Source organism: Streptomyces profundus (assembly GCF_020740535.1).
Classification (GTDB): domain Bacteria; phylum Actinomycetota; class Actinomycetes; order Streptomycetales; family Streptomycetaceae; genus Streptomyces; species Streptomyces profundus.
On the sequence record NZ_CP082362.1, the window covers coordinates 3,767,994 to 3,792,470 of the forward strand.

The 24,477-nt window shown below is 72.2% G+C and carries 23 protein-coding genes and 1 riboswitch; of the genes, 14 read left to right on the forward strand and 9 right to left on the reverse strand.

Annotation, left to right across the window (positions count from 1 at the left end; translation table 11 throughout):
- Positions 1-42: 42 nt before the first annotated feature.
- Both K4G22_RS16590 and K4G22_RS16595 read right to left on the reverse strand, forming a co-directional pair.
- Positions 43-1,956 carry an ABC transporter ATP-binding protein gene (locus K4G22_RS16590; protein WP_228081016.1) on the reverse strand — a complete coding sequence of 638 codons (1,914 nt, stop codon included), beginning with the start codon at positions 1,954-1,956 and terminating at the stop codon, positions 43-45.
- 23 nt (positions 1,957-1,979) lie between these two features.
- Positions 1,980-2,963: an ArsR/SmtB family transcription factor gene (locus K4G22_RS16595; RefSeq protein ID WP_228081017.1), complete on the reverse strand. Its 984-nt coding sequence runs from the start codon at positions 2,961-2,963 to the stop codon at positions 1,980-1,982.
- Between the two features lie 140 nt (positions 2,964-3,103).
- On the opposite strand from K4G22_RS16595, the gene K4G22_RS16600 reads away from it, so the two are divergent.
- Positions 3,104-4,333 carry an MFS transporter gene (locus K4G22_RS16600; protein ID WP_228081018.1) on the forward strand — a complete coding sequence of 410 codons (1,230 nt, stop codon included), beginning with the start codon at positions 3,104-3,106 and terminating at the stop codon, positions 4,331-4,333.
- Here the strand turns inward: K4G22_RS16600 and K4G22_RS16605 are convergent.
- The 3 genes from K4G22_RS16605 to K4G22_RS16615 are packed head-to-tail and all read right to left on the reverse strand — an operon-like array spanning position 4,279 to position 6,760.
- The gene (locus tag K4G22_RS16605) at positions 4,279-5,199 is read right to left on the reverse strand and encodes a DUF3048 domain-containing protein (RefSeq protein ID WP_228081019.1); all 921 of its coding nucleotides are present in this window, start codon (positions 5,197-5,199) and stop codon (positions 4,279-4,281) included. The two genes, K4G22_RS16600 and K4G22_RS16605, sit on opposite strands and share 55 nt — an antisense overlap.
- 29 nt (positions 5,200-5,228) lie before the next feature.
- A complete protein-coding gene (locus K4G22_RS16610; protein WP_228081020.1) occupies positions 5,229-6,170 on the reverse strand; it encodes a hypothetical protein in 942 nt (313 codons plus the stop codon).
- Positions 6,161-6,760, reverse strand: a complete 600-nt coding sequence (locus tag K4G22_RS16615; protein WP_228081021.1) for a hypothetical protein — start codon at positions 6,758-6,760, stop codon at positions 6,161-6,163. Before K4G22_RS16615 ends, K4G22_RS16610 begins: the two co-directional genes overlap by 10 nt.
- 285 nt (positions 6,761-7,045) lie before the next feature.
- Here K4G22_RS16615 and K4G22_RS16620 point away from each other — a divergent pair, with 285 nt between their 5' ends.
- From K4G22_RS16620 to K4G22_RS16630, 3 genes are all read left to right on the forward strand, one after another.
- The gene (locus tag K4G22_RS16620; protein WP_228081022.1) at positions 7,046-7,300 is read left to right on the forward strand and encodes a type B 50S ribosomal protein L31; all 255 of its coding nucleotides are present in this window, start codon (positions 7,046-7,048) and stop codon (positions 7,298-7,300) included.
- Positions 7,300-8,454, forward strand: coding sequence for a CobW family GTP-binding protein (locus tag K4G22_RS16625; RefSeq protein WP_228081023.1), 1,155 nt, complete (start codon positions 7,300-7,302; stop codon positions 8,452-8,454). The genes K4G22_RS16620 and K4G22_RS16625 overlap by 1 nt, the downstream gene beginning before the upstream one ends.
- A gap of 331 nt (positions 8,455-8,785) precedes the next feature.
- On the forward strand, positions 8,786-9,022 hold the full coding sequence (locus tag K4G22_RS16630; protein ID WP_228081024.1) for a DUF397 domain-containing protein: 237 nt from the start codon (positions 8,786-8,788) through the stop codon (positions 9,020-9,022).
- Between the two features lie 93 nt (positions 9,023-9,115).
- Here K4G22_RS16630 and K4G22_RS16635 read toward each other — a convergent pair whose 3' ends face one another.
- Entirely contained in the window at positions 9,116-9,613 is a 498-nt protein-coding gene (locus K4G22_RS16635; RefSeq protein ID WP_228081025.1) for an ATP-binding protein, read from the reverse strand.
- A gap of 292 nt (positions 9,614-9,905) precedes the next feature.
- On the opposite strand from K4G22_RS16635, the gene K4G22_RS16640 reads away from it, so the two are divergent.
- Positions 9,906-10,793: a helix-turn-helix domain-containing protein gene (locus K4G22_RS16640; RefSeq protein ID WP_425336698.1), complete on the forward strand. Its 888-nt coding sequence runs from the start codon at positions 9,906-9,908 to the stop codon at positions 10,791-10,793.
- Between the two features lie 66 nt (positions 10,794-10,859).
- On the opposite strand, the gene K4G22_RS16645 is transcribed toward K4G22_RS16640, so the two are convergent.
- Positions 10,860-11,471 (reverse strand): PadR family transcriptional regulator, encoded by a 612-nt coding sequence (locus tag K4G22_RS16645; protein WP_228081026.1) that lies wholly within the window; start codon positions 11,469-11,471, stop codon positions 10,860-10,862.
- Positions 11,472-11,641: 170 nt separating this feature from the next.
- On the opposite strand from K4G22_RS16645, the gene K4G22_RS16650 reads away from it, so the two are divergent.
- From K4G22_RS16650 to K4G22_RS16665, 4 genes are all read left to right on the forward strand, one after another.
- A complete protein-coding gene (locus K4G22_RS16650; RefSeq protein ID WP_228081027.1) occupies positions 11,642-12,646 on the forward strand; it encodes an ATP-binding cassette domain-containing protein in 1,005 nt (334 codons plus the stop codon).
- The gene (locus K4G22_RS16655; RefSeq protein ID WP_425336699.1) at positions 12,643-13,479 is read left to right on the forward strand and encodes an ABC transporter permease; all 837 of its coding nucleotides are present in this window, start codon (positions 12,643-12,645) and stop codon (positions 13,477-13,479) included. The genes K4G22_RS16650 and K4G22_RS16655 overlap by 4 nt, the downstream gene beginning before the upstream one ends.
- Positions 13,480-13,654: 175 nt before the next feature.
- Positions 13,655-14,422 carry a MerR family transcriptional regulator gene (locus K4G22_RS16660; RefSeq protein WP_228081028.1) on the forward strand — a complete coding sequence of 256 codons (768 nt, stop codon included), beginning with the start codon at positions 13,655-13,657 and terminating at the stop codon, positions 14,420-14,422.
- Between the two features lie 104 nt (positions 14,423-14,526).
- A complete protein-coding gene (locus K4G22_RS16665; protein WP_228081029.1) occupies positions 14,527-16,128 on the forward strand; it encodes a threonine/serine exporter family protein in 1,602 nt (533 codons plus the stop codon).
- Between the two features lie 480 nt (positions 16,129-16,608).
- Here the strand turns inward: K4G22_RS16665 and K4G22_RS16670 are convergent, their stop codons facing one another.
- Together K4G22_RS16670 and K4G22_RS16675 are read right to left on the reverse strand one after the other, a co-directional pair.
- The gene (locus tag K4G22_RS16670; protein ID WP_228081030.1) at positions 16,609-16,926 is read right to left on the reverse strand and encodes a DMT family transporter; all 318 of its coding nucleotides are present in this window, start codon (positions 16,924-16,926) and stop codon (positions 16,609-16,611) included.
- A 10-nt stretch (positions 16,927-16,936) separates the two neighbouring features.
- Positions 16,937-16,999: riboswitch (guanidine-III (ykkC-III) riboswitch) on the reverse strand.
- Between the two features lie 100 nt (positions 17,000-17,099).
- Positions 17,100-17,594, reverse strand: a complete 495-nt coding sequence (locus K4G22_RS16675; protein ID WP_228081031.1) for an inorganic diphosphatase — start codon at positions 17,592-17,594, stop codon at positions 17,100-17,102.
- A gap of 109 nt (positions 17,595-17,703) precedes the next feature.
- Here K4G22_RS16675 and dacB point away from each other — a divergent pair, with 109 nt between their 5' ends.
- The 5 genes from dacB (at position 17,704) to ftsH (ending at position 24,420) form a co-directional block, all read left to right on the forward strand.
- Positions 17,704-19,098, forward strand: coding sequence for a D-alanyl-D-alanine carboxypeptidase/D-alanyl-D-alanine endopeptidase (gene dacB / locus K4G22_RS16680; RefSeq protein ID WP_228081032.1), 1,395 nt, complete (start codon positions 17,704-17,706; stop codon positions 19,096-19,098).
- A 67-nt stretch (positions 19,099-19,165) separates the two neighbouring features.
- Positions 19,166-20,329 carry a zinc-dependent metalloprotease gene (locus K4G22_RS16685; protein WP_228081033.1) on the forward strand — a complete coding sequence of 388 codons (1,164 nt, stop codon included), beginning with the start codon at positions 19,166-19,168 and terminating at the stop codon, positions 20,327-20,329.
- A 200-nt stretch (positions 20,330-20,529) separates the two neighbouring features.
- Positions 20,530-21,594 (forward strand): tRNA lysidine(34) synthetase TilS, encoded by a 1,065-nt coding sequence (gene tilS, locus K4G22_RS16690; RefSeq protein ID WP_228081034.1) that lies wholly within the window; start codon positions 20,530-20,532, stop codon positions 21,592-21,594.
- Positions 21,595-21,618: 24 nt separating this feature from the next.
- Positions 21,619-22,173: a hypoxanthine phosphoribosyltransferase gene (hpt, locus tag K4G22_RS16695; RefSeq protein ID WP_228081035.1), complete on the forward strand. Its 555-nt coding sequence runs from the start codon at positions 21,619-21,621 to the stop codon at positions 22,171-22,173.
- Between the two features lie 234 nt (positions 22,174-22,407).
- Positions 22,408-24,420 carry an ATP-dependent zinc metalloprotease FtsH gene (gene ftsH / locus K4G22_RS16700; RefSeq protein ID WP_228084111.1) on the forward strand — a complete coding sequence of 671 codons (2,013 nt, stop codon included), beginning with the start codon at positions 22,408-22,410 and terminating at the stop codon, positions 24,418-24,420.
- The last annotated feature ends 57 nt before the right edge of the window (positions 24,421-24,477 follow it).

Genomic DNA, 24,477 nt, shown 5'->3' on the forward strand with positions numbered 1-24,477 from the left:
GCCGACCGGGCGAGCCGGCGCGGGAGGGCACCGGACGGAACGTCAGGCGACGGGTTCCGCCGTGATCGGCCGGACCTCGTCGGACGCGTCGTCCGCCGACGTCTCGAACTGGGTGCGGTACAGCTCCGCGTAGCGACCGCCGGCCGCCAACAGCTCGTCGTGGGTGCCGCGTTCGGCGATGCGGCCGGCCTCGACCACCAGGATCTGGTCCGCCGCGCGCACCGTGGACAGGCGGTGGGCGATCACCACCGAGGTCCGGCCGGCCAGCGCCTCCGCCAGGGCCTCCTGCACCGCCGCCTCCGAGGTGGCGTCGAGATGGGCGGTGGCCTCGTCCAGGATCACCACCCTGGGCTGGGCCAGCAGCAGCCGGGCGATGGTCAGCCGCTGCCGCTCGCCGCCGGAGAGCCGGTAGCCGCGCTCGCCCACCACCGTGTCAAGGCCGTCGGGCAGCGCCTCGATCAGGTCGTCGAGCCGGGACCTGCGCAGGGCGTCCCACAGCTCGTCCTCGGTGGCCTCCGGCCTGGCCAGCCGCAGATTGGCGCGGACCGTCTCGTGGAAGAGGTGCCCGTCCTGGGTGACCATGCCCACCGTCTCGCGCAGCGAGGCCGCCGTCAGCTCGCGGACATCCACCCCGCCCACCTCGACGCTGCCGCCGTCCGCGTCGTAGAGCCGGGTGGCCAGCTGCGCGATGGTGGACTTGCCGGCGCCGGACGAGCCGACCAGCGCGACGAGTTGACCGGGCTCGGCGGTGAACGAGACCTCGTGCAGCACCTGTTCGCCGCCGCGCGCGTCCAGCGTCGCCACCTCTTCGAGGGAGGCCAACGAGACCTTGTCGGGCGCCGGGTAGCCGAAGTCGACACCGTCGAAGCGGACGGAGACCGGGCCGGCCGGGACCGGGCGGGCGTCGGGGCGCTCCTCGATCAGCGGGCGCAGATCCAGCACCTCGAACACCCGTTGGAAGCTCACCAGCGCGCTCATCACCTCGACCCGGGCGCTGGCCAGCGCGGTCAGCGGCGCGTAGAGCCGGGTCAGCAGCAGCGCCAGCGAGACCACGGCGCCCGAGTCCAGATCGCCACGGAGCGCGTAGAACCCGCCGAGGCCGTAGACCAGGGCCAGCGCCAGGGCCGAGACCAGGGTGAGGGTGGTGACGAAGACCATCTGCAACATGGCCGACCTGATCCCGATGTCCCGCACCCGCCGGGCGCGCACCGCGAACTCGTGGGACTCCTCGTCGGGCCGCCCGTAGAGCTTGACCAGGGTGGCGCCGGGCGCCGAGAAGCGCTCGGTCATCTGCGTCGACATCACCGCGTTGTGGTTGGCGGCCTCCCGGGAGAGCCGCGCCAGCCGGCGGCCCATCCGGCGGGCCGGCAGGATGAAGATCGGCAGCAGCGCCAGCGCCAGCACCGTGATCTGCCAGGAGATGGAGAGCATCACGCCCATGGTGAGCAGCAGCATCACCAGATTGCTCAGCATCCCGGAGAGGGTGTCGCTGAACGCCCGCTGGGCGCCGATCACATCCGAGTTCAGCCGGCTGACCAGGGCCCCGGTGCGGGTTCTGGTGAAGAACGCGATCGGCATCCGCTGCACATGGTCGAAGACGGCGGTGCGCAGGTCCAGGATCAGTCCCTCGCCTATCCGCGCCGAGAGCCAGCGGGCGAGGAGGTTGACGCCGGCCTCGGCGACGGCGATCGCCGCGATGGCCAGCGCGATGGTGATCACCACGCGCTGCTCGGCGCCGTCGGAGATCGCGTTCACCACGCGTCCGGCGAGCACCGGGGTGGCGACGGCGAGCAGCGCCGTCAGGACGCTGAGCACCAGGAACCAGGTGAGGGCCCGGCGGTGCGGGCCGGCGAACCCGCCGATGCGACGCAGCGTCGCGCGGGAGAAGGGGCGTTGGTCGTCCTTCGCGTGGCGGGCGTTGTACAGCGCGTTCCAGGCCGTGATCTCCATGCTCATGGAACGGAGCGTACGAGTTCAAGTTAAGTTGAGGTCAAGGGTTCGGCCGGTGGCTCGTCGGGGCCGGCCAGCAGCCGGTCGCCCAACTCCGTGCGGTAGTACAGCACCGAGCGGCCGGCGCGCCGCCGCCGCACCAGACCCGCCTCCCGGAGCACCCGCAGATGCCCGCCGACTGACCCCAGCGGCTGGCCGGTGAGCGCGACCAGCTGGCTCGGCGAACGCGGCGTGGCCAGCCGGCGCAGCACCGCCGCCCGGTTGGCGCCCAGCAGCCGGCCGAGCGCCGTGCCGTCCCGCGCCGCCGCCGGCTCGGCCAGCAGCCCGGAGCAGGGGTAGACCACCGCGTAGCGGTGCGGCTGGGACCACCCCACCCAGCCTCGGCTGGTCGTGGTCGGGATGAACAGCAGCTCGGCGTCGGCCAGCGCGCGCGGCGGGTTGGGGTGGGCGTTGATCCGGAGCCTGCCGTCGCCGAGCCAGCGCAGACCGGGCCGCAGCGTGGCCAGCGCCGCGACCCAGCCGCCGCTGGCGAGGGCCTGGGTGCGGGAGACGATGTCCGCCTCGAAGATCCGCGACCGGCGCGGCCAGTCGGCTCGCACCGTCTCCGTCCACACCCAGCGCACCAACTCCGCGACGCGCTCCGGCAGTTCGGGCCCCCGCAGCAGGGCGGGCAGCGGCCCGGTGTACGCGGTGTCGGCCGCCGCCACGGCCGGTGGGGTGGCGCGCAGCCGCCGCCACTCGTCCTCGAAGTCCCGGTCCTCCGGGTGGGGCGGGGCGACCAGGAAGTCCGGCAGCCAGTCGCGGCCCATGGCGGTGGCGAGGAACCGCGTCGCCACCGGGTCAGCCGCCAACCGCGCCCGGAACGCGGCCCGGTGGCCGGCCAGCCCGTGCGCCCAGCCGGGCTGTTCGCCGTTGCCGGCCAACGAGAGCAGCGTGGCCACCGTCTCGGCCATCGCCGACACCCGGAACCGACCCCCGGCCAGCACATCGGGGCTCAGCACCCAGTCACCCATCGGTGCCCCTTCCCGCCCCCGTTGGGGAACTCCTGTTCGATTTCCCTGCGTATCATGCCCCACCCCCCGCCGCCACGCCGGGTTTTCGCGTCGGCGCGAAAAGCTGCGCCGTCCGCCGGGTCCTTCCGCACACTGCCGGGATGCGCAGCTACCGTCAGCTTCTCCGGGTGCCGGAGTTCACCCCGCTCTTCCTGACCACCACGGCGGGTGGCGCCGGGTTGACCGTCCAGGGCCTGGCCCTGGCGGTCCTGGTCCACGACACCACAGGATCGCCGCTGCTCACCGCCGTGAGCATGTTCGGGTCCTCCTTCGCACAGGTGCTCGGCGCGACCACGCTGCTCTCCGCCGCCGACCGGCTCCGGCCCCGCGCCGCCACCGTGGGCGTGCTGTTGCTCTTCGCGCTGGGCGCGGCGACGCTGGCCGCGCCGGGGTTGCCCATCCCGCTGGCGCTGGCCGTGGTGTTGACGCTGGGGCTGGTCAACTCGGTGGCCGGCGCCGTCCGTTGGGGGCTGCTGCTGCGGATCGTGCCCGACGACGGCTATCTGCTGGCCCGTTCGACCATCAATGTCGCGATGGGCGCCACCCAGATCGCCGGCTTCGCGCTGGGCGGCGTGCTGGTGGTGCTCGTCTCCCCGCGCGGCGCGCTGCTGGTCGCGTGCGCCCTCTTCCTGGGCGCCGCGCTCCTCGCGCGCCTGGGCCTGACCGACCGGCCGCCCAACGCGCCGGGGCGGCCGTCCGTCGCCGAGACCTGGCGCGGCAACCGGCGGCTCTGGTCGAGCCGGGACCGCCGGGTCTGCTACGCCGCGCTCTGGGTGCCGAACGGTCTTGTCGTCGGCTGCGAGGCGCTGATCGTGCCCTTCGCCCCCGAGGCCGCCGCCCTGCTCTTCGTGGCGAGCGCGCTGGGCATGGTGCTGGGCGACGTGCTGGTCGGCCGGCTGCTGCCGGCCCGGCTGCGCGGCCGGCTGATCACCCCGCTGCGGCTGCTGCTGGCCGCGCCCTTCACGCTCTTCGCGCTGGGGCCGCCCATCCCGCTCGCCGTGCCGCTGGTCGGCGTGGCTTGCGTCGGCTTCGGCGCCGGACTGCTGCTCCAGGAGCGGCTGATCGCGCTCACCCCTGGGGAGCTGCGGGGCCAGGCGCTGGGCCTGCACTCGTCCGGAATGCTGACCATGCAGGCCGTCGGCGCCACCCTGGGGGGCGCGGTCGCGCAACTCGTGGGCGTCGAGGCGGCGATGGGGCTGCTGGCGGCGCTCTCCCTCGCCGTCACCCTGGCCCTGACCCCCGCGCTGCTGCGGCCGGTGGTGGCGACCCCGGCGGCTCAGGCCGGCAGGAACACCACCCACACCGGGCCCGGGGCGAAGCGCAGCGGCTGACCGTCGGCGCCGGTGAACGCGGTGCCCCGCCGTTCGCTCCGCCGGCGCCAACGCGCCGGCCAGGACCGCCCGTCGCGCAACACCTCGGCGTCGCCCGAGCCCACCGTCTCGGTATAGGGGGTGATATGGCCGGCGCCGTCCCCGAACTCCGAGGGCCGCACCGTGACGTACTGCAACACCACGGTCGCGGCGCTCAGTTCGGTGGCCTCGCCGTCCAGGGCGACGGACCACCGCCGCGCCGCCGCGTCCCAGCGGAAGCCGAACCCGGCGTTGGCGTAGGAGACCTCGCGCTCGTCGACCGGCTCGCCGCCGCCCTCGGGCGCCGCGCCGAAGACAAAGCCGATATCGGCCGCCTCGCCCGCCTCCGGCGCCGTCGCCAGCAGCGCCTCGGGAGCCACGAACAGGTTGTGCGGCGCGGCCCGTTGGGGATCGCGGTGGTAGGCGTCGGGCGCCGCGTCCGGCGTCCTGGTGTGCGCAGGGGCCGCGTCGATCAGCGGCAGCAGGCCGCTCTGCGCGCCGGAGAACGCCAACGCCGGTTCGTCGAACTGCCGCAGCAGCTCCAGATCGGACTCGCGGGCGCTGCGCACGGGCCCGACCCGTTCGGGCAGCCGGCCCGCGTAGACGGCGACCAGCCGGCTCAGCCCCGCCTCGACCTCCTCCACATAGACGAGGTCCGCCGCCTCGACTCCGATCTGCGGCCTCGCCGGTGGCGCGTTGTCCACCTTGACGGCCAGCACCTGGCCCGGCTCCCCACCGGCCTCGCCGGTGAAGGGGGAGACCCACTCGCCGTCGCCGTCAACGTCCCGGTCCTCGCGCCGCTCCACCGTGCAGCCGGCCAGCGGCGCCAGCGGGGACAGCGCGACCAACGCCCCCAGCGTCAGGGAGCGCCGCCGGCTCAGCGCACCACGACCGCCTGCGACTCGTCGACCGGCACGGCCGTCTCCTGCCACAGCCCCTCCAGCGTGTCTGGCAGCGCCGGCGCCTCGAAGGGCTCGCCGTTCTGCTCGAACCTGACGTCATAGACCAGCCGGGCCCTGGCGGGATAGCCGCCTTCGCCGGAAGAACGTTGGAACGCGTGGACGCAGGCGTCGCCCTCGCTGGTGACCACCCGGCAGTGGAGGACGGCTGAGCCGTCCCCCGGATCCACCTCAAGCCGGTCGGGGGTGCCGATCGCCACCACCCCGAGCGCCGCCGTGCCCACGATCTCGTCATCGTGGGCACCCTCGGCCCACCACCAGGTGTCCAGGAAGATCAGAGTCTCGTCCGGGGGACTGAACGCCAGGGTGAAGGCGGGCGCTTCGAGCTGGCCGAACGCCTGCTCGGCCAGCTCTTCGAGGGTCGGGCCCTCCTCCTCGCCGCCCCGCCAGAGGTAGTCGTCGAAGACGATCGCCCCGCCCGGGGCGACGCAGTACTTGTAGACATAGACGGCGCCCTCCCGTGGCGGCTCCTCGGGCCAGCTCTCCGGATCCGGGTAGAGGAACGTCGGGTCGCTGATGAAGCAGGCGTTCTCGCCCTCGCAGAAGTGCTCGTCGGTGCCGATGAACGCCGCCACCTGGGTGAGGTCGCAGGTGGGTTCGGCGCTGCCGCCGCCCCCGGTCGAGCCCTCGCCCTCGTCGCCAGGACCGCCGGGGCCGCCCGGTGTCTCGCGGGAGCAGTCGACGACGACGCGGCCCTGCGGCGACCGGTCCACACAGTCGGGGTCGACCGGATCGGCCGAGGCGACCGGCGGGCCGACCACACCGAACGTCAGCAGGCATCCCAGCAGCACGAGCAGCCGGGCGACGGTTCTCCGGGCCGGACGGCCCCGGCGGCCCCGGCCGCCACGTGTCAGGCGCACGAGATCGTCGCCTCCTCCGTCAGCAGCGTGGCGTCGATCAGCCAGGCCCCCGAGGCGCGTTCGGCGGTCACGACCTGCGGATGCGGCGCCGTCAACTCCTCGGGCAGCAGCCCGGGAACGACCTCGCCCTCGCTGACCAGCGGCCAGTCCGCCTGGTTCATACAGGACTCCACCCGGGCGGTGTCGCCGTCCACGGAGACCGTGACATCCGAGATCAGCGGTTCGCCTTCGCGGGTCAGGCCGTTCTCGATCAGGCCGCTCACCCGGAGCAGCTCCTGTTCGGCCAGCCCGGGGGTGGTGATCCCGTCGAAGAGCGCCGGGTCCAACTCGCCCTCGTTCTCCAGCGTCACCAGCGCCGCCCAGTACCGCTCGTACAGCTCGGTCAACGCGGCCGTGTCCTCGGCCCCTGGACCGTCGGCGTCGTCGGGGCCGGCGTCGGCTGACCCGGAGTCGACGCCCTCGATCGGCTCGTCGGACCCGTCGTCCGACGAACAGCCGGCGGCGGTCAGTGCCAGGGCCGACGCCACACAGAGAGTCAGAAACCGGCCGTGGCGCCCCCGGCTCCCCCGCTTGCTCAGCCTGCTCTTCACGACGCACACCCTAGCGGCGGGGTGCGTTCGCGACGAGGGTCAGGAGATGTGACGTTCGGACCGGTTGTGCCCCCTGTTGCCCGGGGTGCACCCAGGAAATGTCCCGGCTCCGATCGCCCCGGGAACGCAATGTGTCCACTTTGTGAAAACGGTTCTCATTTCGCTAAGTTCGTCGGGGTCGAGCGGTCCGCTCGGGGTACTCGGGGAAGGCCCGCCCCGAGGCCCGCCCCCGAGCGCGGGGCGCCGGCCAGCGAGGCACACCAGCGAGAGCGAAGGAGCACCGCGATGAAGTCGGACATTCATCCCGCCTACCAGCCGGTGGTCTTCCGGGACAGATCAGCCGGCTACGCCTTTCTCACCCGGTCCACGGCGACCAGCGACAAGACCATCGAGTGGGAGGACGGCAACACCTATCCCGTGATCGATGTGGAGACGTCCTCCGCCAGTCACCCCTTCTACACCGGCACCGCGCGGGTGTTGGACACGGCCGGTCGCGTCGAGCGCTTCGAACGGCGCTACGGCAGGCGTGAGGAGCGTTGATGCGGTTGCCCACCCTGCCCGTCGTGTTGATCGGCGGACTGCACGCCGGCGCGCGCCGGACGGCGGTGCGCGCCCTCTTGCGGGCCGTGCCCGGCGCCCTCGCGCTGCACCACGATCTGTCCCGCGCCACCCGGGGCACCGTGACCCGGGTGCTCGCCGACGCCGACGGAACGCTCGGCAGCGGCGAGGCGCCGCTGGCCAACGACTGCGCCTGCTGCGCGCTCCGTGACGATCTGGTGCCCGCGCTGACCCGGCTCGCCGAGGCCGGCACCTGCCGGCTCGCCGTGGTCGAGCTGTGGGACGCCGTCGAGCCGCAGGCCATGGCCGAGACCCTGCTGGCGCACGGCGCCGGCCGGCTGCGGCTGGCCGGCGTGGTCACCGCCGTCGATCCGGCGCTGATCCGGCGCTCCCTCGCCTCCGGCCAGGAGCTGGCCAGCCTGGGCCTGGCCACCGGGCGCGACGACGGCCGCACCGTGGCCGAGACCTGGACGCGGCAGGTGGAGTACGCGCCGCTGCTGGCCCTCGCCGATCCGTCGGGACGGGTCACCGAGGCCGACGCCGAGCTGCTGCGCCAGCTCCACCCGACGGCCCGCCAGGTCGCCGTGCACGACCCGGACTACCCGCGCCAGGCGGTCGCCGGCGTCGATGTGGCGGCGCTGGCCGCGCGCCAACACCCGGGCAGCGCGCTGCTGCCGCAGCGGGCGGACGCGCATGGGGTGGCCACCATGGTCTGGCGGCAGCGGCGTCCGTTCCACCCGGAGCGGCTCTACGCGGCGCTGCCGAAGCTGACCAGCCTGGCGCCGCGCAGCCGGGGCCGCTTCTGGCTGGCCGACCGGCCCGACAGCCTGCTCGGCTGGGACGCGGCGGGCGGCTCGCTGGTGGTGGACAACGTTGGCCCGTGGTTGGCCGCGCTGCCGGCCGACGACTGGGCCGGAGTGCCGGCCGAGTGGCGGATCGCCGCCGCCCTGGACTGGGACTCGGAGGTGGGCGACCGGGGCCAGCACCTGGTCTTCACCGGAGCCCGGTTGAAGGCGGACCGCATCCGTTGGCTGCTGGGCTCCTGCCTTCTTGACGACGCCGAGTACGCGGCGGGCCGCTCGGCCTGGCTGCGCCTCGGGTCGGCCTTCGACCACCTGCTCGACCCGGTCTCCTGACGGCGCCCCCAGCCGGCCGGGTGCGCTCGGATTCGTGACGCCCCGGAGCAACCATGCACGGGCCGGCTGCGTCGAACCACCGAACGGGGTCCCCGGCGGGCGACGGAGCGGCCGGATTCCTCGAACCCAGCCGTACTCCCTTGCTGTGACTATGTCTTGACGGAACGTCAGAAATCCGGACCTAGGGTGATCAGTCGGCAACCGGGGGTCGTGCACGTGCATCATCCCGTGCATATGCAATTGAACGGAGTTATGATCCCCGCAGGTCGGTTCTCTCGGGGGCAGGGAGGGGAGCCCGCCCGCACCACTCGCACGATCGGGGAGAGACCGAATGCCAGAGGCGTACAACGGCATGGCGGCGAACGCCCTGCGGGGCGTGAGGTGGTTGAAGAGCAGCCACAGCAACTCTCAGGGCACCTGCGCGGAGTTCGCCCTGCTGCCGAGCGGGGACGTGGCGATGCGCAACTCGCGCTTCCCCGAAGGGCCGGCGCTGGTCTACACGCCGGCGGAGATCCAGGCGTTGCTACGGGGCGTCAAGGACGGCGAGTTCGACCATCTGATCGGCTGAGACGGTCGGAGCGGCTGAGACGCCAGATCCGCCGAAACGGGCAGATCCGCTGAACGCTCAGGGGCGGCGGGCGGCAACCAGGAGAGAAGGGCGTCAGTCGGTCCCGAACCTTGCCCAGACGATCTTGCCGCGAGCATCTCCGGTCAGTCGACGCCAACCCCAGTCATCGCTGAAGCTGTCCACCAGATGGAGACCACGGCCCCCCTCGGCGCCGCTGTCGGCCAGGGCCGGCCGGGGGGCGGACTCGCTGGGATCGCGCACCGCGCAGACCAACCAGGAGTCGCCACACAGCAGTTCGAGCTCCAGATCCGTTCGCATCGGCCCCGTGCCATGGCCCCAGTCCAGCGTGCGCCGGCCCATCCCATGGCGCAGGGCGTTGGTGACCAGCTCGGACACCACCAGCGCGACCGCGTCGAAATGCTCGGCGAGGGACCAGCTCTTCAGGGTGCGACGGGTGAACTCCCGGGCCTGCCGGACGGATTCGGGGCGAGGGGCGAGGTCGACCGAGGCCGACGCGGAGACGCCGCGCGGATCGACGGGCAGGAAGGTGAGCCCTAACTCGTCAAGCAACGGCGTTGCCTCGGTCCCCATGGCTCGGCGCTCCTGGCGTAGCGGTGGTCGCACTGCTCGCTTGCCGAGGGCTGACGTCGCTGGCAACCCCCGTGCCCCCCGTCAACAGAGGGTGACGGCAGGCCATGCTCGCGCGCTGATAGCAGCTCGCCTTACTCATGCTTCCCAAGGCTCACGGCAAATGCAAGGGCAGATGCACGTGCACGAACAAATTTGATGGACTGTAACCGAGCAAGCACCCAAAGGAACGTGGAGATGGCAGACTGCTCCCTGGCAGAAGTGGAGGGCGGTTACGCGCATGAGTATGCAACGGATGGCGGGACCAACCAGGGATACCGGCAGTCCGGAGGCCAGTGGCTCGATGGTGCGCCGCATCCTGCTCGGCTCGCAGCTCCGACGGCTGCGGGAGTCCCGTGGGGTCAGCCGGGAGGAGGCCGGATACTCGATCCGCGCCTCCGAATCGAAGATCAGCAGGATGGAGCTGGGTCGGGTCAGCTTCAAGCCGCGCGATGTCGCGGATCTGCTCACGCTCTACGGAGTGACCGACGAGGCCGAACGCGAGCCGCTGCTCGGTCTCGCCCGCACCTCCAACCGGGCCGGCTGGTGGCATAGTTACAACGACGTTCTGCCCAGCTGGTTTCAGACATATATCGGCCTCGAAGCCGCGGCCGAGTGCATCGGCACCTACGAACTCCAGTTCGTCCACGGCCTGTTGCAGACCGAGGCGTACTCACACGCCGTGATGGTCAGCGGCCACCGGGGCGAGCTGCCGCGCGCCGAGATCGACCGGCGCATCGCGCTGCGGCTGGCCCGGCAGAAGCTGCTGGTCTCCGAGAACGCCCCGCATCTGAACTGCGTGCTGGACGAGGCGGCGCTGCGTCGTCCCTATGGCGGCCGGAGCGCGATGTCCGAACAGCTGCGCGCGCTGCTGGAGTTCTCCGAGTACCCCAACATCACGCTTCAGATGGTCCCGTTCGATCACGGTGGCCATGTGGCGGAGTCAGGCGCGTTCACGCTGCTGCGCTTCGCCGAGCAGGAGCTGTCCGACCTGGTCTATCTTGAGCAGCTCACCGGCGCGCTCTATCTGGACAAGGCCGACGAGGTCGCCGCCTACCAGGTGGTGCTCGACCGGCTGGCCGTGGCCGCGCTCGACGAGGACCGCACCCGCGACGTGCTGGCCGAGCTGCGCCGTCGCCTCTGAGTCACGCCGTGCGACGGCCGGGGCCCCGCGGTGGCCCGGCCGTCCTCGCGCGTCGGTCGTGGCCGGTCAGCGGAACGGGTTCTCCATGCCCTCGGGGAGCACGTCCCGCTCGCGCTCGCCCTCGCCCGCCATCACATAGGCGCCCTTCTCCAGCCGCTCGATCAGGCCCCTGGTCCAGTTGGCGTCGCTCTGGGCCTGGTGCGTCCACAGGCGCATGATCTCCCCGATGTGCCCCCACTCCGCCGGCGGGCTGTCGGGGGTCCAGTGCTCCTCCACCTCTTCCCGCCACTTCTCCAGCGCGGCGACCCGCTCGCGGAGCAGCCCGATGGCCTCGGCCCTCGGCAGGTCCACGATGAAGCCGACCGCGCTGGTCAGCACGTCGATCCGCTCGTCGTGCGCGCGGAGCGCGGTCCGCAGCAGTTCGAGGAAGGTGACCTGGCCGGCCTCCGTCACCTCGTACTCGACGCGGGGCGGGCCGCCGACCGTGCTGGGGGCCAGCTCGTGGGCGAGCAACAGGCCCTCCTTGGCCAGCTGCTTGAGCGCGTGGTAGATCGAGCCCGGCTTGGCCGTCGACCACTCGTGGGCGCCCCAGAACTCCAGGTCGTTGCGCACCTGGTAGCCGTGCGCCCGCCCGTGCTGGCGCACCGCCCCCAGGACCAGCAGCCGCATCACCGACATCAGCCCGTTCCGCCCATTTCTCTCGGTCTCCCTTGGATTCTCTCGATGTCTCTTGACAACGCCCTCAGTCTGCCATCGGACCATGCTCATCAAATTTGACTAGTGGAAGGTTCCGCCCTACCCTCGGTCGCTCATCAAGTTTGACTAGCGATCCAGCGAAAGGCGGTGCCATGCCCCCGACCGACCAGACCAGCGAGACCGGGCCCCCGGCGGCGATCCGGGTCCGGGACCTCCGCAAGGGTTTCGGCAGCGGGAAGGAGCGCAAGAGCGCCCTGAACGGGCTCGACCTGACCGTCGCCGACGGCAGCGTGCACGCCGTGCTCGGCCCCAACGGGGCCGGCAAGAGCACGGCGGTCCGGGTGCTCACCACCCTGCTCCGCCCCAGCGGCGGCAGCGCCGAGGTGGCCGGCTTCGATGTGGTCGGCGAACCGGACCAGGTTCGCTACCGCATCGGCCTGGTCGGCCAACACGCCGCTCTCGACGAGGAGTTGAGCGGCCGACAGAACCTCGAACTCTTCGGCCGCCTCTACCACCTCGGCGGTCGCCACGCCGCCCGTCGCGCCGACGAACTGCTCGACCGCTTCGAGTTGGGCGACACGGGCCGCCGCGCGGTGCGCCACTACAGCGGCGGCATGCGCCGACGCCTCGACCTGGCCGCCAGCCTGATCACCCGCCCCCGCATCCTCTTCCTCGACGAACCGACCACGGGGCTCGACCCGCGCGGCCGTACGGAGGTGTGGCGAGCCGTCCGCTCACTCGCCGACGAGGGCGTCACGGTGCTGCTGACCACCCAGTACCTGGAGGAGGCCGACCAGCTCGCCGACCTGATCTCCCTGCTCGACGACGGCCGACGGATCGCCGAGGGCACCGCCGACCAGCTCAAGTCCCAGGTCGGCGGCGACCGGATCGACATCGTGGTCCGTGACCCCGAACGGCTCGCGGCGGCCGGTGACCTGCTGCGTCGGGTGCCGGGCACCGACCGCTACGCCGACGACCCCGACCGCCGGCTGGTCAGCGCCGGTGTCGACGACCGGATGCGGGCCCTGACCGAGACGGTCCGCGCGCTGGCCGACGCCGGCATAGAGGCCGAGGACGTCGCGCTGCGCCGTCCCACCCTCGACGAGGTCTTCCTCCGACTCACCGACGACCAGCGACCCACGGAGGCACCCGCATGACCCGGACCACCATCGAACCCCCGGCCACCGTCGTCCCGCTGCTGGGCCCGGCCCGTCGGCTGGTGGTCGACTCGCTCACCATGACCAGGCGCGGCCTCGCCCACTGGGCGCGCCAACCCGGCGTCTTCGCCGTGGGGTTGGTCTTCCCGGTGATGATGCTGGTGATGTTCGCCTACTTCCTCGGCGGCGGAATGGCCGTGGAGGGCGGCGGCGACTACGTCGACTTCCTGGTGCCCGGGATGCTGGTGCTGACCATGGCGTTCGGCCTGGAATCGACCATGGTGGCGCTTACCACCGACATCAACCGAGGCGTTCTCGACCGTTTCCGGTCGATGCCGATCGCCCCGAGCGCGGTACTGGTCGGGCGCAGCCTGCTGGACATGCTCAACTCCGTGCTGAGCCTGCTGGTGATGGTCGGCGCCGGCTGGGCCGTCGGCTGGCGCTGGGACGCCGCCGCCCTCGAAGTGCTGGCCGCCATCGGGCTGATGCTCCTGCTGCGCTTCGCCATGCTCTGGATGGGCATCTACCTGGCCCTGGTCGCCGGCCGCTCGGAGCTGGTGCAGGCCGTGCAGATCCTCGTCTGGCCCATCGGCTTCCTCTCCAGCGCCTTCGTCTCGCCGGCGACCATGCCCGGCTGGGTGGGCTCGATCGCCGACTGGAACCCCATGTCGGCGACGGCGGGCGCGGTCCGCGACCTGTTCGGCAACCCCGCCTGGCCGGGGGAGTCCTGGGCCGCCGACCAGGCGACGCCGCTCGCCGTGCTCTGGCCGCTGGCCCTGCTGGCGGTCTTCGTCCCCCTCGCCCTCCGCCGCTTCGCCCGCCTCGGCGACTGACGGCCACGGCCGTTCGGTCCTCGCCGGCTTGCACCTCACGTAACGGGATGGTCCACGGTGGAGTCATACGCGGTCGTACGGAGCGGTCGTACGGAGCGGTCGTATGGAGCAGCCGTACGGCGCGGCCGTACGGAGCGGCCGTGCGGAGCGGATACGGCAAGGACAGGAGACGGACGTGGGCCATCCCGTAGGCCGGGTCGCCGAACTCGCCGGACTCACGGTGCGGACCCTGCACCACTACGACGAGATCGGCCTGCTCAGCCCGGGCGCGCGCACCTCGGCCGGGCATCGCCGCTATCGGGACGAGGACCTCGACCGGTTGCAGCGCATCCTCTTCTACCGGGAGCTCGGCTTCCCGCTGGAGGAGATCGCCGCCCTGCTGGACGACCCCGACACGGACCCGCGCCGTGAGCTGCGCAGGCAGCACGCGCTGCTGACCGACCGGATCGCCCGCCTGCGGGACATGGCCGCGGCCGTCGAGAGAGCGATGGAGGCACGCCACATGGGCATCAACCTCACCCCCGAGGAGCGCTTCGAGGTCTTCGGCCCCGAGGACCCCGAGCGGCACGACGCCGAAGCCGAGCGCCGCTGGGGCGACACCGACGCGTACCGGGAGTCCCGGCGGCGCGTCTCCCGCTACACCAAGGAGGACTGGCAGCGCGTCAAGGCGCGGACCGACGACATCAACGAGCGGCTGATCGCCCTGCTGGACTCCGGCGCCGCCCCCGAATCGCCGGCGGCGCTCGCGCTGGCCGAGGAACACCGGCAGCAGATATGTGACGTCTACTACGCCTGTTCGCACCGGATGCACACCGGGCTCGCCGACCTCTATATCGCGGACGAGCGGTTCACCCGCACCTATGACCTGCTCCGTCCCGGCCTGGCGAGGTTCCTCCACGACGCCATCCACGCCAACGCGCGCGCCGCGGGAGAGCCCGGGTAGCCGGTACCGCTCGGGCGGGAGTTCGACGATCCTCCTATGCTGCGCTGGAGGGCCCTCTTCGGGGGCATGTCGGGACAAGGCGTAGCGAGAAAGCGGGATCAGCGGTGGCCGGGGAAAGCACCTGGGCGGTCGGGGAGGAGCCGACGGAGCAGGAGACCACCTCCGGCTTCGCCGTGCCGGAGGGGCTCGAACTGCCCCCGGCGGAGAGCGACCATCCCTCCTCCGAGTTCGCCCTCCCCGACGGTCTGTCGGTGGCGCCCAAGGCGGCGCCGCGCAACGAGTTCACGCCGACGCACGGCGTCCCGGCGTTCGGGCGGGGCACCCCGTGGCAGGACCGGATGCGCACCATGGTGCGCATGCCGCTGGCGGACCGGCCGTCCCCCGAGTTCGCGACAGCGGTCGAGGGGGAGAACGCGCCGCCGGTGCCCCGGGTGCTGGACCTCACGCTGCGGATCGGCGAGCTGCTGCTGGCCGGCGGCGAGGGCGCCGAGGACGTCGAGGCGGCGATGTTCGGCGTGGCCCACGCCTACGGCCTGGACCGCTGCGACGCCACCGTCACCTTCACGCTGATCTCGATCACCCACCAGCCGTCCCTCGTCGACCCCTCCGTCTCGCTGTCCCGCACGGTGCGGCGCAGGGGCACCGACTACACCCGGTTGGCGGCCGTCTTCCAGCTGGTGGACGACATCACCTCGGGCGATGTCACGCTGGAGGAGGCATACGGCCGGCTCGCCCAGATGCGGCGCAACCGGCACCCGTACACCAAATGGCAACTGACCATGGCGGCCGGGCTGTTGGCCGGCGCGGCCAGCGTCCTGGTGGGCGGCGGCTGGCAGGTGTTCGTGCTGGCGGTGATAGGCGCGATGGTCGGCGACCGGCTGGCCTGGCTGGCCGCCGGCCGCGGTCTGCCGGAGTTCTACCAGTTCGTCGCGGCGGCCATGGCCCCGGCGCTGGTCGGGGTGCTCTGGGCGGCCGGCCACACCTCGGGCCAGGGCGAGGCCCAGGCGGCGGCGATGATCACCGGCGGGCTCTTCGCCCTGATCCCGGGACGCGCCCTGGTCGCCGGCGTCCAGGACGGCCTGACGGGCTACTACCTGACGGCCTCCGCCCGCCTGTTGGAGGTGATCTACCTCAGCGTCGGCATCGTCTGCGGCGTGCTGGCGGTGCTCTATGTCGGCGAGACGTCGGGCGTCCGCCTGGACCCCGAGGTGATGACCAGGGCCGTCCGCCCGGCGATCCAGTTGGGCGCGGCGCTGTCGCTGTCGCTGGCCTTCTGCGTCCTGCTCCAGCAGGAACGCTCCACGGTGCTGCCGGCCACCCTCAACGGCGGCATCGCCTGGCTGATCTACGGCGCGATGCACGACACGGCGGGCCTCTCGCCGTTCGCCGCGACGGGCGTGGCGGCCGGCATGGTCGGCCTCTTCGGCCAACTCCAGTCCCGCTACCAGTTCACGTCCTCCCTGCCGTATGTCACCGCCGCCATCGGCCCGCTCCTCCCCGGCAGCGCGTTCTACCTGGGGCTGCTGGGCTTCGCCCAGGGCAACGTGGACTTCGGCCTGGAGAACCTCCTCCGCGCGGTGACGCTGGCGCTGGCCATCGCCATCGGCGTCAACCTGGGCAGCGAGATGGCCCGCCTCTTCATCAAGACCCCCGGCCTCACCACCCCCATCGGCCGCCGAGGCTCCAAACGCACCCGAGGCTTCTGACCCGTGCCGGAACCCCGGCCGCGTTCAGCCGGAGGCGCCGATCCGCGACCCGGCTGGGCCCGTTGGCGGGCGCTCTGGTGGTGGTTGTGCCCTGGCCGGGCCGCGCCGGCGCCGACCGACGGCCTCGCGCTCATGAGCTGGACGACGGCCGTCGTCCCGGCACGGGGCCGGCGCCTCGGCGGCGGCCGGACCCCGGCAAGGCGCTCGGCTTTCCGGCCGGGCTGGTGCCTCGGCGGCAGCCGGGCCCCGGACCGGTGATCGAAGCCGCCGGCCCCCGGCCGGTGCCCTGCCGGGCACCGGGTGCTTCGGCGGTGGCCGGGGTGCTGGCGGCGGTCGACGCCTCGGCGGTAGCCGGGCTCCGCTTGAGCGGGTGGACCGGCGTCCGCCGGAATCCGGCGGCCCTGGCCGGGGGCCGGCCAGCGCCTCGGCAGCAGCCGGGACCTCGGCCGGAGGGTGGTTGTCGCCCGGTCCGGGGAGGACTCAGTGGGGGGCCAGTTTGAGGCCCACCACGCAGGCGACGATGCCGAGGAGGAGCAGCAGCCGCAGGGGGGTCGCCGACTCGCCGTCGAAGACGATCGCGTAGCCCGCGGTCAGGACCGCGCCGATGCCCACCCAGACGGCGTAGCCGGTGCCCACGGGGATGGTGCGGAGCGCGTAGGCGAGGCCCACCATGCTGCACGCGAGGCCGACGCCGAACACCACGCTCGGCCAGAGACGACTGAAACCCTGGGACTTGCCGAGAGCCGTGGCCCACACCGCTTCCAGCAGGCCGGAGACGACCAGAATGATCCACGCCATGATCGGACTTCCTGTGCCGTCTTGTCATGGCTGGGTACGGCACCCTCGTCCAGGAGCCGGTCGGGCTCTGGCCATCAGTTTCGCACAGCCGCACGCACAGCCGCGCGCCCGGGCGGAAGGCCCGGGCGCGCGGCTGTGCGAAACAGGCCGAATAGGCCGAAGAGGCGAAGGGGTCAGTGGGTCTCGCCGGCGTCAGCCGCCCGCTTGCGGGAGGCCTCGATCTCGGCCTCGGCCTCGGTGCGGCCGACCCAGTTCGCGCCCTCGACGGACTTGCCGGGCTCCAGGTCCTTGTAGACCTCGAAGAAGTGCTGGATCTCCAGCCGGTCGAACTCGCTGACGTGGTGGATGTCCCGCAGGTGTTCCATCCGGGGGTCGGAAGCCGGCACACAGAGCAGCTTGTCGTCGCCGCCCGCCTCGTCCCGCATCCGGAACATGCCGATGGCGCGGGCGAGGATCAGGCAGCCGGGGAACGTGGGCTCGTCAAGAAGCACCAGCGCGTCCAGCGGGTCGCCGTCCTCACCGAGCGTGCCGTCCACGTAGCCGTAGTCCGCGGGGTAGACGGTCGAGGTGAAGAGGTGCCGGTCCAGTCGGATCCGGCCCGTCTTGTGGTCAACCTCGTACTTGTTCCGCGAACCCTTCGGAATCTCGATGGTGACGTCGAACTCCACTGGGGGCACTCCTTAAGCGATCTATGCACGCGACAGGTGGTTAAGTGTCTCTCACGCAGCCGTCGGTACGCGAAAGGGGCTGGTCGGTACCGTGCCCAGGGCAGCTCAGATGCTTCGAGGCCACCGCTCGGTCGGGCGGTTGGCCGTGGGTTCGGCGGCGGTCGGACTCGTCATGGCGGCGGGCCTGGTGGCCCTTTCGGGGCCGTGGGACGGCGGTCAGCGGAGTGCGGAGCGGGATCAGGCCGCCGCCGCCGAGCTGGTCAGGGGGCAGTTGCCGGCCGAGCGGCTGGCGGGCACGGTGCCGGTGGCGCCGGCCGTGCTCAGCCCGTTGGACGGCGGCTCGGCGGCGCCTTCCGCCGAGGTGCTGACGCGGATCGTCGCGCCGCTCCTGGAGGCACGGGCGCTGGGCGAGCACACGGCGGCCTCCGTGGTCGACCTGGCCACCGGCACCGTGCTGTACCAGCGGGACGAACGGGCGGGCCGGGCCCCGGCGTCCACCGTCAAGGTCGCCACCGCCGTCGCCGCGCTCAGCGCGCTGGGCCCCGACCACCGGCTGACCACCCGGGTGGTCCTCGATCCGGAGGACCAGCGGGTCCACCTCGTCGGCGGCGGCGACACCACGCTGACCGCCGCCGACGTCGAGGGGCTGGCCGACCGGACCGCGCGGGCGCTCGCCGAGCGCGGCATCGACCGGGTGCGGCTGGCGTACGACGTCTCGGCGTACGACGAGGAGACTCACCCGATCGGGGTCAACAGCAATATCGCCCCGATCACCCCGCTCCAGCTCAACGCCGGCCGCCTGGACAACAGCACCCAGGGCCCGGCCGACCGCGCCGACGACCCGGCGGGGGACGCGGCCGACGCCTTCGCCAGGCAGCTGGCCGAGGCCGGCGTCGAGGTGGCGGGCGGCGTCAAGCGCGGTACCGCGCCCGGCGGGGCCGAGGAGTTGGCCGACCACGCGTCGGCGCCCGTCGCCTCGCTGGTCGAGCGGATGCTCACGGCCAGCGACAACGATCTCGCCGAGGCGCTCGCCCGGCAGACGGCTGTGGCCGGCGACGAGCCGGGCGACGCGGCGGGGGTGCGGCGGGCGTTGACCGACCGGCTCACGGAGCTGGGGGTCCCGATGGACGGGGTCAGGCTGGCCGACGCCAGCGGCCTGGACCGGGAGGGGCGGCTCACCGCCGGGCTGCTGACCGGCCTGCTGACCGTCGCCGCCGATCCGGCCAGCCCCCAGCTGCGGCCCACCCTGACGGGGCTGCCGGTCGCCGGCTTCACCGGGACGCTGGCCAACCGTTACGACGGCGAGGGCGCGTCGGGCGCCGGCACGGTCCGCGCCAAGACGGGCACCCTGACGGGGGTCAACTCGCTGGCCGGCACCGCCACCACCGCCGAGGGCCGGCTGCTCGGCTTCGCCTTTCTGACGGCGGACGCGGCCGACGCCGCCGCCGCCCAGGAGGCGCTCGACGCCGCGGCCGGCGCGCTCGCCGGCTGCTCCTGCGGCTGACGGCCCCGCGCGGGCCGGCGTCCCGCGCCCTACCCGCTTCGCGCGCGGGCACCGTACCGTGGACGGCATGACGAGCCTCGGCGGTACGGACCTGGTCGACTGGAATCTCGCCGTTTCCACGGCGACCCGCTTCGCGCGCCCGGGTCCGGAGGTGAGCAGGGACGAGGCACGAGCCGTGGTCGCCGAGCTGCGCGAGCACGCGGTCGCCGCCGAGCACCATGTCCGGTCCTACACCGGCCTCGACGCCGGCACGTTGGACACCCCGGTCCTGGTGGTGGACCGGCCGGGCTGGATCAGGGCCAACGTGGCGGGCTTCCGGCAGGTGCTACAGCCGGTGATGGGGCGGATGCGGGAGCGCCGCGAGGGGATGCCGGCGGGCGCCCTGTTGACGGCCGTCGGCGGCAAGGTCACCGGCGTCGAGGTGGGGATGCTGCTGGCGTTCCTCTCCTCCCGGGTGCTCGGTCAGTACGAGACGTTCGCCCCGCCGACCCCGGGACTGCCGGCCGGGGAGGGCGGCGCCCAGGCCGGGCGGCTGCTGCTGGTGGCGCCGAACATCGTCCATGTGGAGCGGGAACTGGGCGTCGACCCGCATGACTTCAGGCTCTGGGTCTGTCTGCACGAGGAGACCCACCGCACCCAGTTCACGGCGGTGCCCTGGCTGCGCGACCATCTGGAGAGCGAGATCCAGGCGTTCCTGTCCGAGGCGGACGTCGATCCGGCGACCCTGGTGGAGCGCTTCCGGCAGGCCGCCCAGTCGGTCAGCGGCAGGGGCCAGGACGAGTCCCCCAAGGAGGAGCCGCGGGAGAGCGCCAAGGAGGCCGGGGGGCTCGGCATCGTGGATCTGGTGCAGACCCCCAGGCAGCGGGAGATCCTCGAACGGTTGACGGCGGTGATGTCGCTGCTTGAGGGGCACGCCGACCATGTGATGGACGCGGTCGGCCCGCAGGTGGTGCCGTCCGTCGCCGAGATCCGGGAGAAGTTCACCAAGCGCAGGGAGGTAGGCGCCGGCCGGCTGGACCGCGCGCTGCGCCGCCTGCTCGGCATGGACGCCAAGCTGCGCCAGTACAAGGACGGCGAACGGTTTGTCCGTACCGTGGTGGAGCGCACGGGGGTGGCCGGCTTCAACAAGGTGTGGACCTCGCCCAACACGCTGCCGACCAAGGACGAGATCGCCGACCCCGAGATCTGGCTGGCCCGCGTCCGCCCCGAGGGGCAGGGGCGAAGGGCCTGATCGGGGGCGGGCGCGGAGAGGAAAGCAGTTCCCGAACGGTTCCACATCGGCCGGCGAATCACTCGTACGAGGGACCGTGGCCCCAGGGATGGCGTGCGATGCTCGGGTAACAGCCCTTCTCTGTCACCATTTACGCACCCTGCGTGACAGCTTTCGCGAGGGTCTCCCCGTGCCTCTCTCCGGAAAGAAGTGATTCGGACATGGGTCCCCATCCCGCGGTCGCCGCGATACGTCTGGCGGTTCGCCGCGTGTTGCACGAAATCCGTTCCGAAGCCGCCCCCGCCACCGGCCGTCCCCCTCTGGTGCTGGTGGCCTGTTCCGGCGGCGCCGACTCCATGGCGCTCGCCTCCGCCCTCGCCTTCGAAGCCCCCCGCTGCGGCCTGCTGGCCGGCGGTGTGACCGTGGACCACGGTCTCCAGGCCGGCTCAGCCGCCAGGGCCGGCGAGGTCGCCGACCGCCTCACGGAGCTGGGTCTGGCCCCCGTCGAGTCCGTCGCCGTCCGGGTGGAGGGCGACGGCGGGCCGGAGGCCGCCGCCCGTTCCGCCCGCTACACCGCCCTCGACGCCGTGGCCGAGCGTCATGGCGCTCGGGCCGTGCTCCTCGGCCACACCAGGGACGACCAGGCCGAGACGGTGCTGCTCGGCCTCGCCCGAGGCTCCGGCACCCGCTCACTCTCCGGGATGGCCGCCGTCTTCCCCGGCCTCTCGGGGGCCGGCGACGCGGCCCCCCGCTACCGCCGGCCCTTCCTCGCCATCGATCGCCAGACCACCAGGCGGGCCTGCCTGGTGCAGGCCATCCCGGTCTGGGACGACCCGCACAACTCCGATCCCAGCTTCACCAGGTCCCGGGTGCGGCACGAGGCGCTGCCCGTGCTGGAGAAGGCGCTCGGCCGGGGCGTCGTCGAGGCGCTGGCCCGCACCGCGCAGCTCTCCAGGGACGACGCCGACGCCCTGGACGCCTGGGCCCGCGACGCCGAGCGCGCCGCCACCCGCCCCGACGGCACGCTGGAGATCGCCGCGCTGCGCGAGCTGCCGCCCGCCGTCCGCCGCCGGGTGCTGCGCCGCGCCGCCATCGCCGCTGGCGCTCCGGCCGGCTCCCTCTTCGCCCGTCACATCGAGGAGACCGACCGGCTGATCACCGCCTGGCGCGGCCAGAGTCCGCTGAACCTACCGGGCCGCGTCGAGGCCAGCAGGCAGGGTGGCAGACTGGTGCTCCAGCAGGCGGACGAGTACCGCCGAGCGGCGGAGCCGAGCAGAGCCGAGTAGGGCCAGTAGAGAGCAGTGGCACGGGTGCGAGAAGCGGACCTGGGGACCGACCTGGAGTCGGTGCTCATCACCAAGGAAGAGATCGACGCCAAGCTGAAGGAGTTGGCCGCCGAGATCGACGCCCGGTACGCGGGCGAGGACCTGCTGTTGGTCGGGGTCCTGAAGGGCGCCGTGATGGTCATGGCGGATCTCGCCAGAGCCCTCTCCACCCCGGTCACGATGGACTGGATGGCGGTGTCGTCCTACGGCGCCGGCACCCAGTCATCCGGGGTGGTGCGCATCCTCAAGGACCTGGACACCGACATCCAGGGCCGGCATGTGCTGATCGTCGAGGACATCATCGACTCCGGGCTGACCCTCTCCTGGCTGTTGTCGAACCTCGGCTCCAGGGAGCCGGCGTCGCTGCGGATCTGCTCCCTGCTCCGCAAGCCGGACGCGGCCAAGGTCGACATCGACGTGGAGTGGGTCGGCTTCGACATCCCCAGCGAGTTCGTCGTCGGATACGGCCTCGACTACGCGGAGAAGTACCGGAACCTCCCCTTTGTGGGTACGCTCGCCGCGCATGTCTACAGCGAGTGAACGGGAACCTCGGCTGATCCCCTACCGTTGAGGAACGGGGGAGGCGATGGGAGGCCCGAGGCCCGGCAGCGCTGAGCGGCCGTGCTGGGGTACCGTCGCGTTGTAAAGCCTCAGCTGAGTCAAGGCCGGGCGCAGATCGGCCGACACTAGGACACCGCGCGCACAGCAGAGCCCGTCCGGGAGCGGCTGTGCCTCTACGTGGCAGGAGGGACGGGGCCGCGCCGCCCCGTATGGATAGACGTGAAGCGCTATTTCCGTGGGCCAGTGATGTGGATCGTGCTGGCCGTCCTCGCCGTCATTCTGTTGATGCAGGTGTTCAGCTCGTCCGAGGGCTACAAGAAGGTGGACACCGGCGAGGTCGTCCAGGCGATCAACCAGAACCAGGTCAGGTCGGCCGAACTCACCACCGGCGACGAACAGACGATCAAGATCGAGCTGGCCGAGGGTCAGGAGATCCAGGGCAGCGACAAGGTCCAGGCCAACTACATCGACGGCCAGGGTGAGGACCTCGCCAGGAACCTCCAGGCCAAGTTCCAGGACGAGGAGCTGGCCGACGGCTACACCGTCTCGCCCAAGTCGCAGAACCCGTTCGTCGGGATGCTGCTGTCCATCCTCCCGTTCCTCCTGATCATCGTCGTCTTCCTGTTCCTGATGAACCAGATGCAGGGCGGCGGCTCCCGGGTGATGAACTTCGGGAAGTCCAAGGCCAAGCTGATCACCAAGGACACCCCGAAGACCACCTTCGCCGATGTCGCCGGTTCGGACGAGGCCGTCGAGGAACTGCACGAGATCAAGGAGTTCCTCCAGGAGCCGGCCAAGTTCCAGGCCGTCGGCGCCAAGATCCCCAAGGGCGTGCTGCTCTACGGCCCGCCCGGCACCGGCAAGACCCTGCTGGCGCGCGCGGTGGCCGGCGAGGCCGGCGTCCCCTTCTACTCCATCTCGGGCTCCGACTTCGTCGAGATGTTCGTCGGCGTCGGTGCCTCCCGGGTCCGCGACCTCTTCGAGCAGGCCAAGGCCAACGCGCCGGCCATCGTCTTCGTCGACGAGATCGACGCCGTCGGCCGACACCGCGGCGCCGGCATGGGCGGCGGGCACGACGAGCGGGAGCAGACGCTCAACCAGCTGCTGGTCGAGATGGACGGCTTCGACGTCAAGGGCGGCGTCATCCTGATCGCCGCCACCAACCGCCCCGACATCCTGGACCCGGCGCTGCTGCGCCCGGGCCGCTTCGACCGGCAGATCGCGGTGGACCGCCCGGACATGCAGGGGCGCCTTGAGATCCTCAAGGTGCACCAGAAGGGCAAGCCGGTCGCCCCGGACGTCGACCTCGCGGCCGTCGCCCGGCGCACTCCCGGCTTCACCGGCGCCGATCTGAACAACGTGCTCAACGAGGCGGCGCTGCTGGCCGCCCGTGGCGACGCCAAGCTGATCGACAACAAGTTCCTCGACGAGGCGATCGACCGGGTGGTGGCCGGGCCGCAGAAGCGCACGCGGATCATGAGCCAGAAGGAGAAGATGATCACCGCGTACCACGAGGGCGGACACGCCCTGGTGGCCGCCGCGTCGCCCAACAGCGACCCGGTGCACAAGGTGACCATCCTGTCCCGTGGCCGCGCCCTGGGTTACACCATGGTGCTGCCCGAGGAGGACAAGTACTCCACCACGCGCAACGAGATGCTCGACCGGCTCGCCTACATGATGGGCGGCCGGGCGGCCGAGGAGCTGGTCTTCCACGACCCGACCACGGGCGCGGGCGACGACATCGACAAGGCCACCTCCACGGCCAGGTCCATGGTCACGCAGTTCGGCATGACCGAGCGGCTCGGCGCGATCAAGTTCGGCAGCGAGAGCTCCGAGCCCTTCCTCGGCAAGGACATGGGCCATCAGCGCGACTACTCGGAAGAGGTCGCCGGGCTGGTGGACGAGGAGGTCAAGAAGCTGATCGAGACCGCGCACAACGAGGCGTGGGAGATCCTGGTCGAGAACCGCGACGTGCTGGACGATCTGGTGCTCGCCCTCCTGGAGCGGGAGACGCTCAACAAGGAGGATCTGGCCGAGGTCTTCCGCCCCGTGGTGAAGCGTCCGCCCCGGCCGGCGTGGACGGGATCCACCCGCCGCGAGCCGTCAACCAGGCCGCCAGTCACCTTCCCCACCAAGGAGATCAACCTGGCCAACGGCTCGGGCGCGGGCCTTGAGAGCGCTCCGCCGCAGCTGGAGAAGTCCCCGGAGCCGCGTCCGGAGAGCTGACGCCCAGGCCGGCGGCCCCGTCCGGGGCCGTCCGGCCAATGGCCCGGAATGCCTGCC